Raw genomic sequence first — 15533 nt, 5'->3', positions numbered from 1 at the left:
TGTCAACAGGGGAAGCGATCGCTCGTTTCCCCGCTTGTCTATCTAATATCGCAAGGAGATTCTTGTGGCTAAACGTCGTAATTTGAAAAAAGAAAAAGCTGAACGCAACCGCGCCTACGCTCGTCAATTCCGGGCTGCCTCTAATCGTACCACCACCAGAGGAGGTAGAGGCGGTTATTCCAGCGATCAAAGACAATCTTCGGAAAATGAAGGGGCAGCCGATACCTAATCTGCTGACTTAGTTAATCTAGCAATAAAAGCCCTGGCTTCGCTTTTATTGCTGACTATTCCATCTAAAGTTGCCCCCAATACCGCCGCAAGTAACGATTTAAACTGGGGACCTGGTTGATAACCCAAAGCTTTAAGGTCATTGCCGTCGATAGGAGCCTCAATCTGCGACCATTTAGTTAAATATTGCCAGATTAAAGCCCGCATCCTAGTCTCACTCCTCACCGCCACCAATAACAAACTAGGAACCTTATAACCGTTGAAAAAGCTGACAATTTGACTAACGGGTCGATCATAAGCAAAATTATTGCTAATCTCTCTTTCCATAACTTCTAGTTTTTGTAAACGCTCCACAGTATCTTTGGGCAATTGTAAATTATTAGCGATCGCTATTCTTTCCCCCATAGCCAGAGAAGCGATTAATAATTCCAACCGCATTAACCAGGCATTCACCGGCAATTCCAGACTTAAACAATCTAACCAACGACTGAGACAGCGCAATTGTCGCCATAAAGCCCGATTTAAACTTAAATCTCCGTGTAAACAGTGCAAAGCCCCCAAATCGGCCAACTTTTCTAAGGCACTTTCCCAGTAATCCGCCTCTAAAATATAATTCAACTCCGCTTTTAAACGGGACTGTAAAGCGGGTGCATTCTGATTTTCTTGCCGTGAGCGCTCATAAACTCCACTTTCGATCGCATACCTAATATAGTTTTCTGTCAAGGGTTCAATAACAAATCCTAACCGAGTGGCAAAACGCACCGCTCGATAGATGCGCGTCGGATCCTCAATAAAACTATTAGCGTGGAGAACCCGGATTTGTTGAGCGCGTAAATCCAACATACCGCCAAAAAAGTCGAGTAATTCCCCCTCTTTCGGCGAAGTTAGGCGAATTGCCAGAGCATTAATTGTAAAATCCCTTCTATACAAATCCTGTCGAATCGAACTAGCCTCCACTTGGGGATTACTGGCAGGATAGGGATAGAATTCCGTGCGTGCCGTAGCGATATCCACCCATAACGAGCCAAAACGCTCATCTTTGTGCCATAACAAAGCCGCCGTCTGAAATTCCCCGTGAATCGATAACCGGGCCCCCGGATAAATTTCGCGTAAACAATTAGCCAATTCTACCCCCGCACCCACATCGGCGGCGCGATGGCCGCCATCCACCACTAAATCGATATCCTGTAACAGTAAAGTATCCCTTGCTGCCGCTAACAATAAATCGCGCACCGCACCCCCAACCAGATAGAGATGCCAACCGCGTTTTTGAGCGGCAGTGGCGGCAGCTTGCAGGAATGACCATAAAATCGGCTCTAAACGCTCTTTAATCGTCGGTAAAAGACAGGAAACCAAAGCAACCCCTTCAAAACGCACCCGCTCATTTTGATGAATCTGTCTTAATACATCTGTACGAGTGACGATACCGACTAACTGCCCGTTTTCTAGTACAGGTAAACGCCCTAAATCATACGTTACCATCAGCGACTCGATTTCCTGAAGGGAAGTGTCGGGGGTAATAGTTTTCGGATTACAAGTCATGTATCCCTTCACGGGAGAGCGAGAAAAGCCGTGATGGAGAGCTAAATCGAGGTCACGACGAGAAATCACCCCAACTAAGCGATCCTGCTCATCTACCACCGATAACCCCGAATGGCCATAACGGAAAAGGATGCGCTCGGCTTGAGATATGGAAGTATCGGGACGAATGGTTCGCACCGGAGAAGACATTAAATCCCTAGCAGTGGGAGAAGGAGGAATTTGAGCAATTAAGTCCCCCAGTAGTTGGTTTAACTGTTGAACTGGCTGAACATCGCGAAAACTCACCGAAGCGGCCTGAGCATGACCACCGCCGTTATAGGGGGAAAAAAGCCGATATAGATTCACCCCATCGATTCTAGAGCGACCGATCACGGTTAAACGCTGTCGGGAATTATCTTCCTCGTCTTTACTATAACTATGGGCAAAAAGTAGCGCATCACTATCGGATAATTCCAGTAGGCGCTCGGCCACACTAGACAAACCGGGGATAAAATCGGCAGTATGGAGGAGAACATGGGCGATTTTACGACCATGGATCGTTTTAATCTCTAGATTTTCCCAAGCAAGGCTAAATAACTCCTGTAAGCGCGGGGAAAAACTCGGTTGACAGTATTGGGCGATCGTTTTAATGTTAGCAGCACAGGTCATTAACCAAGCCAAAGCATAGGCATCCCTGGGGGTACTACCGGCAAAAGTCAGGGAACCCGTGTCAACGTGAATACCGAGTGCCATTACCGTCGCTGCCATCGAGTTTGGTTGAATGTGGGCTTTTTGTAAAGCTTCGACAATTAAAGTCGTGGTGGCTCCCACCGCTTCTAAATGGACGCTAGAGGCGTGAATATCGCTTTCACTATCCAAATGATGATCATACAATTCGATCGCCTGTAAATGGTCTAAATCGAGCCACTGGGAAGCTTTTCCCAGACGCTCCCGCCACTGATTATCAACGATAATTAAAGAGCGAATACGGTCCGGATTGACACTACGCATTTCAATTAAAGCGAATTCATCCCGATGCAGGGCCAAAAATTCCCTCACTGTTGGGTGCGCTCCCCCCGTCAACACAATGCGACTACCCGCTTTCAGCAACGATAAACCCACCGCTGCCCCCAGAGCGTCAAAATCCGCCGTTTGATGACATAAAATTAAATCCATAGTTTTTTTGAGGTTTTAGGGGTTGGGGGCTTTTCAGTAAAAAGTAATCAGTAATCAGCTTTTTTCTCCCCACTCCCCCACATTTCCATTAAGTAACAAAATTTGGTAGGGTACTATATCAGGGAGAATTATCTAATATCAAGTGTTTTAGGAGAACCCAATCATGTCTATTGTCTTTCAATTTTTTCTCATTGCCCTAGTTTTATTTTCCTTGCTGATGGTGATTGGTGTCCCCGTTGCCTATGCTTCCCCCCAAAACTGGGATCAATCGAAACCCCTTCTCTATGTGGGTTCGGCAATTTGGGCGATTTTAGTCGTTGCCGTCGCTATTTTAAACTTTTTAGTGATTTAGCCTTGATCAGGAGACGGGAGACAGGAGGAGATAGGGTGATAGGGTGATGAGACAGCTTCCCCACTACCCCATCTCCCCACTACCCACTTCCCCACTTCCCACCTCCCAATTCATAATTCATAATTCATAATTCCCACTCCTAACCCCTTTTACCTATGACTGTTTTTGAGGGAAATTTTACCGAGGATATATCCTCTTGGCGGTTTGCGATCGTGATTGGTCGTTTTAATGATCTCGTCACTGATAAACTGTTATCAGGCTGTCAAGACTGTCTCAAGCGTCACGGGGTTGATGTTAATCCCGATGGCACGCAAGTGGATTATATCTGGGTACCAGGTAGCTTTGAAGTGCCAATGGTAGCCCGTCAAGTCGCCCTTTCCCACCGTTACGATGCCGTTATTTGTCTAGGGGCAATTATTCGCGGCCAAACGCCCCATTTTGACTACGTTGCCGCCGAGGCCGCTAAGGGAATCGCCGCGGCCGCTTTTCAGACAGGTGTTCCCGTTGTCTTCGGTATTCTCACCACTGATACCCTACAACAGGCCCTCGAACGGGCCGGTATTAAGAGTAATTTGGGCTGGAATTATGGCCTATCTGCCCTAGAAATGGCTAGTCTCATGCGTCAATTGCGCCCCCGGAATGAAGATAAACCCCTAGAATTATTGCAAAATAATCCCCAACAGGCACTGATGGAAGGCTAAGAAAATTCCCCCGGCATTTAGGATTTTAGTTGTCCCCACTCCTGGAGTTCCACTGATGAGCGAAGCTGAACAGAACAAATATATTAACCAACTCAGACGGCAATTAGTCAACGCTGTCGAGAGAATCAAGACTCTGGAATTAGATTTAGAACCAGAGGGGCGGATTACGGCAGCTTTTGACGCTATGGAACGGCATATAGATGAAAAATTCGCCGCAGTGGATGAAAAATTCGCCGCCATTGACAAGCGTTTTGATCGCTTGGAACATCAGTTCAACCGACTACAGGCTAAGATAGAAGTGGTTCTCGAAGCTATTACGGGTTTGGGGGATTTGCCAGAAGATGAATCATTGTCAAAAAATGCTCCCAACTACTTGACAAATGCTCTGAGATTTGGCATACTCAGGTAAGTGTGAAAAAAACGGCTTGCGGGCATAGCTCAGTGGTAGAGCGTCACCTTGCCAAGGTGAATGTCGCGCGTTCGAATCGCGTTGCCCGCTTGAAAAAATCTTGAAATATACCTTAAGGTCAGGATGAATAATTTAGGGATATCCCTTAAGATGGGAATTACCCGTGAGCAACAGGGTTGAGGATTTTGGGCAACCGTTGAATCCCTTAGCTATTGACCACGAGCGACTAAAAACAACCGTTTATAAACAAAAATTTAGCTTGTGCGACCGCATAAATACACTAAAATCGACCAACACCAAGACTATCCTTGTCCCTGTCGTCGGAAAGGGACATTATGCCCGATTTTATTGACCGATGCCTTTGGCTGCGATCGCTGTCAACAGATATTTGTGCTACAGGAAAACGGCCAAATTATCGAACAATTAGCCCCCCACTATCCCTATAAACGCACTTGGCGCTGGACGGGATTTCGTTGGGTGAGTACCAATCAGCGCCTTGGGCAAGAGGTATTACCCCTGATAATGGGGATAATTCTGTTATTATCGATCGTTTGGCTACCCTTAATTTTAAAATCACCGCCGGGGGTAAGCGTGATTTTTGGGGCAATTCTAGTTATGCTATTAGTTATTTTGCCCGCATTCATCTTTTGGTTAGCCTATCGACGCTAGACAAGAATCTATGATCGAAAGTTCCTCCCCCCCCCCCCTGACGATCTTTAAGCAAGCATATAATGCTTTTCTGGCTCTAGGTCAATTTAATGGCAATGAAAGAAATCGCGGGGTAATCGCGATCGCTAAGGGCATTAAAACTGGCTTTGATCGCATTTTAGAAGCCAATACCCTCGATTTAGAAGTCAGTCGAGAGATGGCTGTCTCGGAACAAATGATTCGCTGGTTACGGTTAACTCCCGAACGTTTAGAGACGACGGTGGAGGTATTGCAACAACTAGCGGAAGCATCGGATCCGCTGCAACAGGTAATTAACGCGGCCTATCAACTGAATCCTTCCCAAACCTATTGCCAAAGGATGCCTTTAGGAGTGATTGCCTTCGTCTATGAAGGTTTTCCGGAATTAGCGATGGTAGCGGCGGGATTTTCCCTAAAAAGTGGCAATAGTTTGATTATTCGGGGTTCCAATGCCTCTAGTCATTCCGATGGGGTGATTACGGAAATTATCCAAGAAGCATTGGAAGATGTGGGTTTACCCGTGGATTGTGTGAGTGGTTTACCCTGTGATTCTAGTCCCTCCCTAGAGGAGTTGCTGACCCAGGAAAATTATGTTAATTTAATTATTCCCTACGGTCGCCCTAGTTTAATCGGTCGAGTGAGTCAATTGGCCACGGTTCCCGTTTTGCGCGCAGCGATGGGAAACTGTTATTTGTATTGGTCTCCTAGTGGCGATTTGGAGTTAGCCCGTCAGGTAATTATCGATAGTCATGGCAGTATACCCGATCCGGTTAATGCGATCGAAAAAGTTTTAATTAGTCCCCATCAGAATTCTTCGACTTTAAGTCGTTTGTTTAAAAGTTTGCAGGAAAAAGGCTTTAAATTGCGGGGAGATACCCGATTAGCGGCGGATTTTCCGGAACATTTAACCATTGCTACCGATAATGATTGGCAAAGACCCTATTTAGAAAAAACGGTGGCCTTTAGGTTAGTGGATACCCTCACTGATGCGATCGCTTGGATTAATAAGTATAGTAGCGGTCATGCCGATTGTATTGTCACCGAATCCTATCGAGAAAGTCGTCAATTTGCCATGGAGTCCGATAGTGCTTTAGTTTATATCAATTCTTCACCCCGATTCGATCGCAATCCCAAACAGGGAGAATCGGTATTTTTGGGCATTTCCAACCAAAAAGGCCAGCGCCGGGGGTTAATCAACCTAGAAACCTTTACCACCCTTAAACAGGTGGTGCAGGGGTAGTTTTTTTCAGTGATCAGTCCACAGTAAACAGTAATCAGTGAACTGAAAACTCACATCTGATAACTGATAACTGATAACTGGTAACTGATAACTGAGAAAACGGTAGCAATTTCTACCAAAAGTCAGAATAAAATTCGTTATTGTCATAAAGTCATGAGGGAATGTAATTAAAACGAGAAAGAATGCGGATCGAGCAATTGCAAGCCTTTTTAGCCGTAGCCGATACGGGCAATTTCGGTCAAGCCGCCCGCCAGTGTGGAGTCACCCAATCGACTATCAGCCGCCAGATTCAATCCCTAGAAACCGATTTGGGCTTACCTCTTTTCCATCGTACCGCCCAGGCGAAGTTAACCATTGCTGGGGAGAAATTACTGCCCCGGGCGAAACGGATTTGTCAAGAGTGGACGAATGTTCACGAGGAAATCACCGACCTACAGGCAGGAAAACAGCCAGAATTGTGCGTGGCGGCGATTCATTCCGTGTGCGCCCATTATTTACCGCCGATTTTGCCGAAATTTTGTGCTGAATACCCGGAAGTTCAGTTAAGAGTGACAGCACTAGGCAGCGATCGCGCCTTAAAAGTGCTGCGGGATGGTTTAGTAGATGTGGCGTTGGTAATGAATAATCGTTTTCTCACCTCTAGCCCGGAGATGGTGGTCGAGGTATTATACCAAGAAGCGATCGAAATTCTCATGGCCGCTAATCATCCCCTCGCCCAATACAAAGAAGTGCCATGGTCAGAATTAATCCCCTATCCGCAAGTGGTTTTCAAAGATGGCTACGGAATGCAAAGATTAGTACAAGAATGGTTTTCCCGTCAGGATGCCCACCTGAAAACTGTCATGGAATTAAACACCCTCGATGCTTTTCGCGGTGTGGTGCGTCAGGGTAATATTATCGCTCTTCTGCCCCAATCTGCCCTGATGGAAGCGCGTAGCGATGCTACCCTCGCCATTCGTCCTCTTGCTTCCCCTAGTGGCGAAAATCCCCATTTTAACAATGGTAAATTTAGTCATCGTCTCACCCGTCAGGTAGTCCTCGTCACCACTAGCGATCGCCTACAGATACCACCGATCGCTCATTTCTGTCAATTAGTGCGGCAAATGAATCAAAGTGTGGTTAAAAGCCTAGAAAACCACCACGTCCAGCCGTAGCAATCCCCGTCAATCCCATTTACTCTTTATTTTCTTCCTTGAGATGAGTGATACTTTTCGAGAATTATTAAAAGTGATCGGTAGTGGCACCCATACGGGCAGAAATTTAACCCGTCCCGAAGCGGCGATGGCCACCAAGATGATGTTAACCCAAGAGGCAACCCCGGCCCAAATCGGTGCTTTTATGATTGCCCATCGCATTAAACGCCCGACCAGCGATGAGTTAGCGGGAATGCTTGATGCCTACGCCGAGCTTGGCCCGCAAATAACCCTAGAATCAGCCTCTTTTCAGCATCCGATCACTATTTTTGGCAATCCCTACGATGGACGTTCTCGCACTGCCCCGGTTACTCCGATCACTACTTTAATCTTAGCGGCGGCGGGGGTTCCTGTAGTCCTGCACGGGGGCGATCGAATGCCGACTAAATACGGTATTTCTCTCAGGGAAATCTGGCAGCAATTAGGAGCAGATTTTAGCCAATTATCCTTAGCAGCAGTGAAAGACTGTTTAATCACCACGGGATTGACTTTTTTCTATATTCCGCGCCATTTTCCCCTAGTAGAGAATCTTGTTACTTATCGGGAGCAAATCGGTAAACGTCCTCCCATGGCCACGGTAGAGTTAATCTGGTCGCCTTTTGTCGGTAATATTCATCAAATATCGGGTTTTGTTCACCCCCCCACCGAAGATCGTTTTCGCGAAACTTTTGCCCTGAGAAATATCTCTCACTTCACCACCGTGAAAGGATTAGAGGGGAGTTGTGATTTAGCCTGTAATCGGACGACGATTATTGGTCTGGGAAATCCCACCGATCCCCCTTCCTTTCAGCGATTTTTCCTAAATCCTCGCGATTATGGCTTCTGTCCTTCGGATTATCCCCTCGAATCTTTAGAGATGCTCACCCCTAAATTAAAGGGTTTATTAGCTGGAGAAAATAATGAATTAACCGATGCGGCAATTTTTAACGGTGGTTTTTATCTTTGGCGCTGTGGAATTGCCCCAGATATCCCCACGGGTTTCCAACAAGCACAAAAATGTTTACAGTCGGGAAAAGCTCTGGTTAAACTAGAACAAATCTGTAATTATCTGGAAAATCAGGAATAGATAGGAATAGGGCTGTAGGGGAAATTACTTCTAAATCAATCATTAATTCGAGAAGTTGTACTAAGAAGGTAAACCCCAGACTTGGTATAACTTCTAGGTTTAAAGATAAATACTTTTGAGAAAAAAATTTTCCCGACTGCATCATTTCCTCGCTCAAGTGGGAAAGCTATGACTAAGGTGAACGATTTAGAAGTTTCTAATTCCTATCACAGTCGCCCCTAGAGAAGCCGCCATGTCTGCAATTAATCCCTCGACGCTCGAAACTGAATTTATCTCTCCCTCTTTTTCTGTCCTAAAATTGAAGGAAAACTCGATCGACCTAGATGAAGATTTTCTCGGCAGTGATTTAGAAGATGATTTAGTATCTAGTCCCGAAAAAAGCTACAGCAACGGCACAACTACTGATTTAGTGCGTTTGTACCTACAGGATATTGGCAGAGTGCCTCTACTCAAACAGGACGAGGAAGTTGAACAAGCGCAACAGGTGCAGCGTCATCTGTCTTTACTGAAATTATGCGCCACTGCCGTTCAACAAGGTGATGCACAAGTACAGCAATTTGTCAAGTTAATGGAGGTTCGCGATCGGCTGACCGCTCAATTGGCCCATCGTCCCGCCCTAGAACGTTGGGCAAAAACCGCCCAAATCACCGTGTCTGAGTTAAAAAATGCTTTAAAAGCAGGAAAACAGCGTTGGGCGCACCTAGCGGGCTTAGAAGTGGGGAAATTAGAAGAAATTATTACCCTTGGTACCCGTGCCAAAGAACAGATGATCAAGGCCAATTTACGTCTAGTGGTGTCGGTGGCCAAAAAATATCAGAATCGCGGTTTAGAATTATTGGATTTGATTCAAGAGGGAACCCTGGGTTTAGAACGGGCCGTCAAGAAATTTGATCCCAGCAAAGGCTATCGTTTTAGTACCTATGCCTACTGGTGGATCCGTCAAGGAATGACGAGAGCGATCGCAACTCAAAGCCGGATTATTCGCTTACCGCTTCATATTACCGAAAAACTCAACAGAATTAAGAAGGCACAACGGAAAATCTCGCAAATGCGCGGTCGCACTGCGACCCTAGAGGAAATTGCCCAAGAGTTAGCTCTGACCCCTGAAGCGGTGCGGGAAGTGTTGATGAACGTGCCGCGTTCGGTTTCCTTGGAAATTAAGGTAGGTAAGGAAAAAGATACGGAATTATTAGACCTTTTGGAAACCGAAGAACTGTCTTCAGAAAATCATCTTGTCTATGAATCTTTGCAAAGAGATATGGGAGAATTATTGGCAGATTTAACCGCTCGCGAACGAGAGGTGATTGAATTGCGCTATGGTTTTCTCGATGGTAAATCCTATTCTTTAGGTGATATCAGTCGCACTTTGGCATTATCCCGGGAAAGGGTGCGACAAATTGAGTTGAAAGCTTTGCAAAAATTGCGTCAACCCCAGCGACGTAACCGAATTCGCGATTATTTTGAAGCGTTGAGTTAGTTAGGGTATGTGGAAAAAGTTTTTCCTGGGGGCAGGGTGTGGGGAGTATTTTCAGTGAACAGTAAACAGTAAAAAGTAATCCTAAATCCTGTTATTAAAAACTGATTATTTATTCCTCCTTTTGCCTCTTGCCTCTTGCCTCTTGCCTATCCTGATATGTAGCCTATACTCAACGGATTTAGTATTAATATGTCCAATTTTGTTTCGTCTGTAGGGTGTAGGTTCCGTCGCGCACATTGACCCGATGGGGGATCAGCTTCAGGTCTCGGAAGATATGAGCTTGGTGTTGTAGGGCCACCAGAGAGCGATCATCGATCGGGATAATGGCACGTTCAGAGGCCCGTTGTTCGAGATTAGTCACGATCGCTGGATCGATCTCGTGGTGAGCTGCCAAGCGTCTCGTCGCCTCTAACTCCTGTTGTTTCGCCCAGGCACCCGCCTCGTTCACCTCTTCTAAAATCACCTTCAGTACATCGGGATAATCGCGTACCAATTCGGGAACCGCATAATAATAGGTCGGCACTTCTAGAGAGGCGTTTTCCCCGAAGATGCTCTCTAGATCGGCCAACGATCTTCCCGGATAGGTGCGCGTCTCCGTGGGGGAATAGGGAACCCAGACCACCCAAGCGTCGATCTCACCGCGACGAAAAAGCACCAGTGCTTCCGGTTGAGTCGCATACACCGGTTCGATATCGCTTAATTCTAGATTCACTCTCATCAGTGCGCGGATGAGGACGTAATGGGCGCTCGAACCTCGATCGAAGGCGATTCTTTTGCCTTTTAAATCCGCCAAGGTCTGTATTGGCGAATCCTCAGGCACGAGAATCGCCTGACCTTTCGGGGCGGTATATTTTTCCTTGGCTACCCGGACGAAGACGTGTTCGGCTGCTTGCGAGAAAATACTCGCCGTACCGCCACCACCGCAGAAGTCGATCGTTCCGTTGCTCAAGGCCTCGATCAGAGAGGAAGCGGCCAGAAAACTCGTCCACGTTACCGTCACCCCAAAGGGTTTTAAGCGTCTTTCCAGAAAGGCCTGGGCGCGGAGAACTTCCAGATTGGTCATGCCCTCGGGATAGCCGATCTTGAGGGTTCCTAGCCGCCGCGCTTGTTTGGCGAGAGGAGTGATATCGGAGGGGGTTGAGCGCTTGAACCAGCGATCGATCGCGATACAGAAGAGAATTCCAGCGATAAATAATCCCACGGTTTCCAATAGCCGGGGAGTGGTATTCCGGGGGAATTTAAAGCTATCGACGAGGTTCAGAATCAGGTTATCGGATCGAGAATTTTGACCGACGGCGATCGTGTCGGAAAATCCAGCCAGGAGAAAGCTCCCCACCAGGCTGGTCACAAAAAGCACTGCGGGAAGAACTGCCCGGCAATTTCGCCACGGTTTCCAGAGACACTTGATCGAACGGTGGAGCATGGGATTTCTCGCAGAAAACAAGATTTATTATCGGTAAAGGAGACAAGAGGGAAGGGTTTACAAACTCCCTCGGCATAGCTGCCATTAGTTTTATCTACATACTATAGAAACCCACGACTCCTCGATTGTGTAACAAAGTACATTTATAAATGTATTGAAAATGATATAGTTTTAAAATGAAATTGCGCCCGCATTTGAGAGATCGAGGTAGTATGGATGGATTGGTTGATCGAAATCGTCAAAATCGCGGTGGCCACCGGCATAGCCACCACCTTCGACGACAATATTTATCTAACCGGCTTCTTTAGCGAGGTAAATCGTACCTTTCGCCCAGTTCACGTTGTCGTCGGCGAGCTAGTCGGGTTTACGGCCTTAGTATCGGTGAGCTTGCTGGGTTTTCTGCTCGGCTTAATCATCCCGCCGATTTATATCGGTCTTCTCGGAATCTTGCCAATCCTCATCGGTGTGAGAAATTTACTGACGTTAAATCGCGATAACGAGAGGGAAACCGCAGATCGCAAGGTGAATTTGCGAAGAAACGCCCGATTTCACGGATTCGCCTCCCGCAGACTATCCCTCGGTCAAGTCTTCAGCGATCGCCAAACCTATAAAGTTTCCGCGGTCACGATATCCAATGGCGGCAATAATCTCGGTATCTATATTCCCCTATTCGCCAATAGTACCGTGGCGCAGTTAGCCGTAATCATCCCGATCTGCTATCTAATCGTCTGTACTTGGTTATTTCTCTCCTATAATCTAACCCGCCAACCGGGGATCGCGGTTGTCCTCAGCCGTTATGCGAGTAAGCTTTTCCCTTTTGTGCTGATGTGGTTGGGCCTACGGATTATTCTCGATAACGGCTCCTATCGCCTGTTGATTCCCATCGGGTAAATTAGGCCCCCGTAAAAATCGCCAATCTCCGGCTCCCACGGGAGTCAGAACTCAGGAAGAGAGAAGAAAAAATTAGTTGGTTTAGAGCAACCTTATCGAGAAAATCCCGATGAATGTATCATTGTTGCCAATTCGATCGCTGTTTCGTCCCTTTCGTTCCTTATCGGGGAGGAGTTTTCTTTTCTTCCTGTTAGTGGGAATGTTGGCAAGTCTCGCCCTCGCCTCCTGCGGGGGAATCGGCTCGAAACCGGAGGTGAAACTGAATCTCGTTTCCTTCTCGGTCACGAAAGCCGCCCACGACCAGATTATCCCGAAATTCGTCGAGAAATGGCGGAAAGAGCATAACCAAAAAGTCATTTTCCAGCGGAGTTACGGCGGTTCCCTGGCCCAGGCCGATGACGTGATCGCCGGGAAACAAGAGGCGGACGTGGTACATCTCGCCCTTCCCCTCGACGTGATGCGGATATCTCAAGCCGGCCTGATTAATCGCGGTTGGGAAGATCGGGTGCCGCGGCGGGGGGTGGTGAGTCACTCGGTGGCGGCGATCGTGACGCGGGCGGGAAATCCGAAAAAGATTCAATCTTGGGCGGATCTGGCTAGAGAGGACGTTACGGTTCTATCCGCCGATCCGAAAACTTCCGGGATCGCTATTTGGCAGTTATTAGCCCTCTGGGGTTCGGTGACGCAAACGGGGGGCGAACCGCAACAGGCATGGGATTTTGTCCGCCGGATCTATCAAAAGATTCCCACCCTAGCTAGGGACGCACGGGAAGCCAGCAATGCCTTTTTCCAAGAGGGAAAGGGCGATGTTTTAGTCACCTACGAAAACGAGGTAATTCTAGCGGCAAGAAATCAACCCGATACCAGTTACTTAGTCCCCCCGGTCAATATCTCGATCGATAATCCCGTGGCGGTGGTGGATAGAAATGTCGATAAACACGGCACGCGAGAGGTGGCCGAGGCATTTGTGAATTTCCTCTATTCCGAGCCGGCACAACAGGAATTGGCCAAATTAGGCTATCGATCGGTCAATCCCTTCGTGGCCAAGGATGAAGGATTACAATTCCCGCCGATCGAAACTCTTTTCAACGCCCAAGATCTCGGGGGTTGGACGTTGATCGAAAAGGAATTTCTGGCCAATAACGGCATCTTCGAGCAGATTAAAAACCAGTCGGCTTCCTAACATTTTTCCCGCTTTAATCTATGAAATTCTCTCATTGTTTTTTCCTAATCTCCCTTCTGATGGCCAGTAATTTGATCGCCGGTTGCGGTCGCCCGGCCGACTCGGCCGAGAAAGAAGCGCCAGTCTCGATCGACGGTGGTGCGGTGGGTTTCGCCCTCTCCCTCGCCGTTGCCGAAGAATATCAGAGAATCCATCCCGAAGCGCGGGTTAGCGTCGCCACCAGTGGAACCGGGGGCGGTTTTAGTAAGTTCTGCGCCGGAAATCTCGACATTGCCGGGGCATCGCGGGTGATCCGGAAAGAAGAGATCGAGAAATGTCGGGAAAACGGCGTGGAATTTCTGGAATTACCGATGGCGATCGACGGATTGGCGGTGATCGTCAATAAAAAAAATCAATTCGCCAAGTGTTTAACGATTAAAGAACTCGATCAAATGTGGAACACGAAAGCGGAGGGTAGGATTACCAGTTGGAAACAGATTAATCCCAAATTTCCCGACGAGAGATTATTACTTTTCGCCCCGCCTTCCGATACGGGAACCTTCGATTATTTCACCCAAGCGATCACGGGAAAACGGAGAAATAGCCGTACCGATTTCACCCCGAACCGCAATCAAAACGCCCTCGTGCAGGGGGTGATCGGCAATCCATCCGCGCTTGCGTATTTAGGCATCTCTTTCTATATGCAGAACCAAGATCGATTGAACTTGGTGGCGATCGAAAATAATGAAGGAAAATGCGTCAAACCGGTTCCCCTCGATAACGTTCTCCGCAATGTCTATAATCCCCTTTCCCGTCCCCTGTTTATCTACGTCAACAAGAATAATTTAAAAACGAATCCATCCCTGGAAAAATTCGTGCGCTTCTATTTAGAAAATTCCTGGAAATGGGTCGATGGCGTGGGTTACGTCGCTTTACCTGATGAGGCCTACGTCAAAACCCTGCGGAAATTCGAGCGCGGGGAAACGGGATCGAAATTCGGCAAAGCTAAACCGGGAGAACCGATCACGAACTTTATCTAAAAAAGGAATTTTGTTAAACCATGACCTTAACCCCGAGTTCTTTCGATAATTCTTTTTTCGCGGCAGATAATTCACTCCTCAAGCACCCCGGCGACGATATTCAAGAGAAGATAATCGCGCTGATTCTCTTCTCTTGCGCTTTCGTTTCCGTGGCGACGACAATCGGCATCGTGGCGATTATTTTTAGTGAAACCTGGGGATTTTTTCAAGAGGTATCTTTCGCCCAATTCTTTCTCGATACCCGTTGGACTCCACTGTTCGCCACCCCTCATTTCGGTATCTGGCCGCTAATTAACGGGACATTTTTAACCACAGCCATCGCTATGTCCGTCGCGGTTCCTTTAGGCCTATCTTCCGCGATCTACCTCGCCGAATACGCAAAACCGAACCTAGCGGCGATTTTACGCCCCGCGGTGGAACTTCTCGCCGGGATTCCCACGGTGGTGTACGGGTACTTCGCCCTACTCGTTGTCACGCCCACTTTGCGGAATCTTTTCCCCGTCGAGATTTTTAACGCCCTCAGCGCCGGGTTAATGATGGGGATCATGATCACTCCCACGGTGGGATCGATTAGTTTAGACGCGATCCGAGCGGTTCCCCGTTCCCTGCGCGAGGGTTCCTACGCCCTAGGAATTACCAAGCTGGAAACGATTTTTAAAGTGGTTCTCCCCGCCGCCCTCTCCGGGATCATGGCCTCGATTATTCTGGGAATGTCCCGGGCGGTGGGGGAAACGATGACGGTGTTGATCGCCGCCGGCTCCCAACCCCGGCTTACCCTCAATCCCTTCGAGTCGATCGCCACGATGACCGCTTTTATGGCCGAGATTTCCGGGGGAGATGCGCCCCGGGGCAGTCTCAGTTTTAAAACCCTCTACGCAGTCGGCGCGGTGCTTTTTTTGATCACGTTGGCACTGAATCTGGCCAGTTACTGGATCTCCCACCGTTTTAAAGAAAAATACGATTGATT

At 47.7% G+C, this 15533-nt stretch carries 15 protein-coding genes and 1 tRNA gene; 14 read left to right on the top strand and 2 right to left on the bottom strand.

Translation table 11 applies throughout. The features are described from left to right. Positions 1 to 64 precede the first annotated feature (64 nt). Positions 65 to 229 carry an Asl3888 family RNA-binding protein gene (locus tag IM475_RS05485; protein WP_002733784.1) on the top strand — a complete coding sequence of 55 codons (165 nt, stop codon included), beginning with the start codon at positions 65 to 67 and terminating at the stop codon, positions 227 to 229. On the opposite strand, the gene IM475_RS05480 is transcribed toward IM475_RS05485, so the two are convergent. Continuing rightward, a complete protein-coding gene (locus IM475_RS05480; RefSeq protein ID WP_287726927.1) occupies positions 226 to 2925 on the bottom strand; it encodes a CBS domain-containing protein in 2700 nt (899 codons plus the stop codon). The genes IM475_RS05485 and IM475_RS05480 overlap by 4 nt on opposite strands. Positions 2926 to 3088: 163 nt before the next feature. Here IM475_RS05480 and psbZ point away from each other — a divergent pair, with 163 nt between their 5' ends. The 9 genes from psbZ to sigC all read left to right on the top strand — a co-directional run bounded on the left by psbZ (position 3089) and on the right by sigC (position 10050). After that, positions 3089 to 3277, top strand: a complete 189-nt coding sequence (psbZ, locus tag IM475_RS05475; RefSeq protein ID WP_002732865.1) for a photosystem II reaction center protein PsbZ — start codon at positions 3089 to 3091, stop codon at positions 3275 to 3277. 155 nt (positions 3278 to 3432) lie between these two features. Further along, the gene (gene ribH, locus IM475_RS05470) at positions 3433 to 3978 is read left to right on the top strand and encodes a 6,7-dimethyl-8-ribityllumazine synthase (protein ID WP_287660465.1); all 546 of its coding nucleotides are present in this window, start codon (positions 3433 to 3435) and stop codon (positions 3976 to 3978) included. 55 nt (positions 3979 to 4033) lie between these two features. Next, positions 4034 to 4387 (top strand): hypothetical protein, encoded by a 354-nt coding sequence (locus IM475_RS05465; protein ID WP_287660464.1) that lies wholly within the window; start codon positions 4034 to 4036, stop codon positions 4385 to 4387. A gap of 18 nt (positions 4388 to 4405) precedes the next feature. Continuing rightward, positions 4406 to 4477: transfer RNA gene (locus IM475_RS05460), tRNA-Gly, on the top strand. 171 nt (positions 4478 to 4648) lie between these two features. Next, a complete protein-coding gene (locus IM475_RS05455; protein WP_287660463.1) occupies positions 4649 to 5056 on the top strand; it encodes a hypothetical protein in 408 nt (135 codons plus the stop codon). Between the two features lie 10 nt (positions 5057 to 5066). After that, on the top strand, positions 5067 to 6314 hold the full coding sequence (locus IM475_RS05450; RefSeq protein WP_287726926.1) for a glutamate-5-semialdehyde dehydrogenase: 1248 nt from the start codon (positions 5067 to 5069) through the stop codon (positions 6312 to 6314). Between the two features lie 182 nt (positions 6315 to 6496). Next, positions 6497 to 7468 carry a LysR family transcriptional regulator gene (locus IM475_RS05445; protein WP_287660461.1) on the top strand — a complete coding sequence of 324 codons (972 nt, stop codon included), beginning with the start codon at positions 6497 to 6499 and terminating at the stop codon, positions 7466 to 7468. Between the two features lie 43 nt (positions 7469 to 7511). Continuing rightward, positions 7512 to 8573 (top strand): anthranilate phosphoribosyltransferase family protein, encoded by a 1062-nt coding sequence (locus IM475_RS05440; protein ID WP_287726925.1) that lies wholly within the window; start codon positions 7512 to 7514, stop codon positions 8571 to 8573. A 232-nt stretch (positions 8574 to 8805) separates the two neighbouring features. Further along, positions 8806 to 10050, top strand: coding sequence for an RNA polymerase sigma factor SigC (sigC, locus tag IM475_RS05435; protein WP_287726924.1), 1245 nt, complete (start codon positions 8806 to 8808; stop codon positions 10048 to 10050). 184 nt (positions 10051 to 10234) lie between these two features. On the opposite strand, the gene IM475_RS05430 is transcribed toward sigC, so the two are convergent. Next, positions 10235 to 11473 carry a sulfonate ABC transporter substrate-binding protein gene (locus IM475_RS05430; RefSeq protein WP_287660458.1) on the bottom strand — a complete coding sequence of 413 codons (1239 nt, stop codon included), beginning with the start codon at positions 11471 to 11473 and terminating at the stop codon, positions 10235 to 10237. Between the two features lie 216 nt (positions 11474 to 11689). Here IM475_RS05430 and IM475_RS05425 point away from each other — a divergent pair, with 216 nt between their 5' ends. From IM475_RS05425 to pstC, 4 genes are all read left to right on the top strand, one after another. Beyond that, positions 11690 to 12364 (top strand): cadmium resistance transporter, encoded by a 675-nt coding sequence (locus IM475_RS05425; protein ID WP_002763668.1) that lies wholly within the window; start codon positions 11690 to 11692, stop codon positions 12362 to 12364. A 109-nt stretch (positions 12365 to 12473) separates the two neighbouring features. Next, complete coding sequence (locus IM475_RS05420) at positions 12474 to 13547, top strand: sulfate ABC transporter substrate-binding protein (RefSeq protein ID WP_287726923.1); 1074 nt, start codon at positions 12474 to 12476, stop codon at positions 13545 to 13547. A 20-nt stretch (positions 13548 to 13567) separates the two neighbouring features. Then, entirely contained in the window at positions 13568 to 14566 is a 999-nt protein-coding gene (locus tag IM475_RS05415) for a PstS family phosphate ABC transporter substrate-binding protein (RefSeq protein WP_287726922.1), read from the top strand. A 20-nt stretch (positions 14567 to 14586) separates the two neighbouring features. Continuing rightward, positions 14587 to 15531, top strand: coding sequence for a phosphate ABC transporter permease subunit PstC (gene pstC / locus IM475_RS05410; RefSeq protein WP_061430481.1), 945 nt, complete (start codon positions 14587 to 14589; stop codon positions 15529 to 15531). Positions 15532 to 15533: the final 2 nt, after the last annotated feature.

Source organism: Microcystis sp. M061S2, from assembly GCF_020245605.1.
GTDB lineage: Bacteria > Cyanobacteriota > Cyanobacteriia > Cyanobacteriales > Microcystaceae > Microcystis.
This window is presented reverse-complemented; position numbering and strand designations above follow the sequence as displayed.

Coding starts and splice junctions, on each gene's coding strand:
- IM475_RS05480 (WP_287726927.1), bottom strand. CDS start 2,925: ATGGATTTAATTTTATGTCATCAAACGGCGGATTTTGACGCTCTGGGG.
- psbZ (WP_002732865.1), top strand. CDS start 3,089: ATGTCTATTGTCTTTCAATTTTTTCTCATTGCCCTAGTTTTATTTTCC.
- ribH (WP_287660465.1), top strand. CDS start 3,433: ATGACTGTTTTTGAGGGAAATTTTACCGAGGATATATCCTCTTGGCGG.
- IM475_RS05465 (WP_287660464.1), top strand. CDS start 4,034: ATGAGCGAAGCTGAACAGAACAAATATATTAACCAACTCAGACGGCAA.
- IM475_RS05450 (WP_287726926.1), top strand. CDS start 5,067: ATGATCGAAAGTTCCTCCCCCCCCCCCCTGACGATCTTTAAGCAAGCA.
- IM475_RS05445 (WP_287660461.1), top strand. CDS start 6,497: ATGCGGATCGAGCAATTGCAAGCCTTTTTAGCCGTAGCCGATACGGGC.
- IM475_RS05440 (WP_287726925.1), top strand. CDS start 7,512: ATGAGTGATACTTTTCGAGAATTATTAAAAGTGATCGGTAGTGGCACC.
- sigC (WP_287726924.1), top strand. CDS start 8,806: ATGTCTGCAATTAATCCCTCGACGCTCGAAACTGAATTTATCTCTCCC.
- IM475_RS05430 (WP_287660458.1), bottom strand. CDS start 11,473: ATGCTCCACCGTTCGATCAAGTGTCTCTGGAAACCGTGGCGAAATTGC.
- IM475_RS05425 (WP_002763668.1), top strand. CDS start 11,690: ATGGATTGGTTGATCGAAATCGTCAAAATCGCGGTGGCCACCGGCATA.
- IM475_RS05420 (WP_287726923.1), top strand. CDS start 12,474: ATGAATGTATCATTGTTGCCAATTCGATCGCTGTTTCGTCCCTTTCGT.
- IM475_RS05415 (WP_287726922.1), top strand. CDS start 13,568: ATGAAATTCTCTCATTGTTTTTTCCTAATCTCCCTTCTGATGGCCAGT.
- pstC (WP_061430481.1), top strand. CDS start 14,587: ATGACCTTAACCCCGAGTTCTTTCGATAATTCTTTTTTCGCGGCAGAT.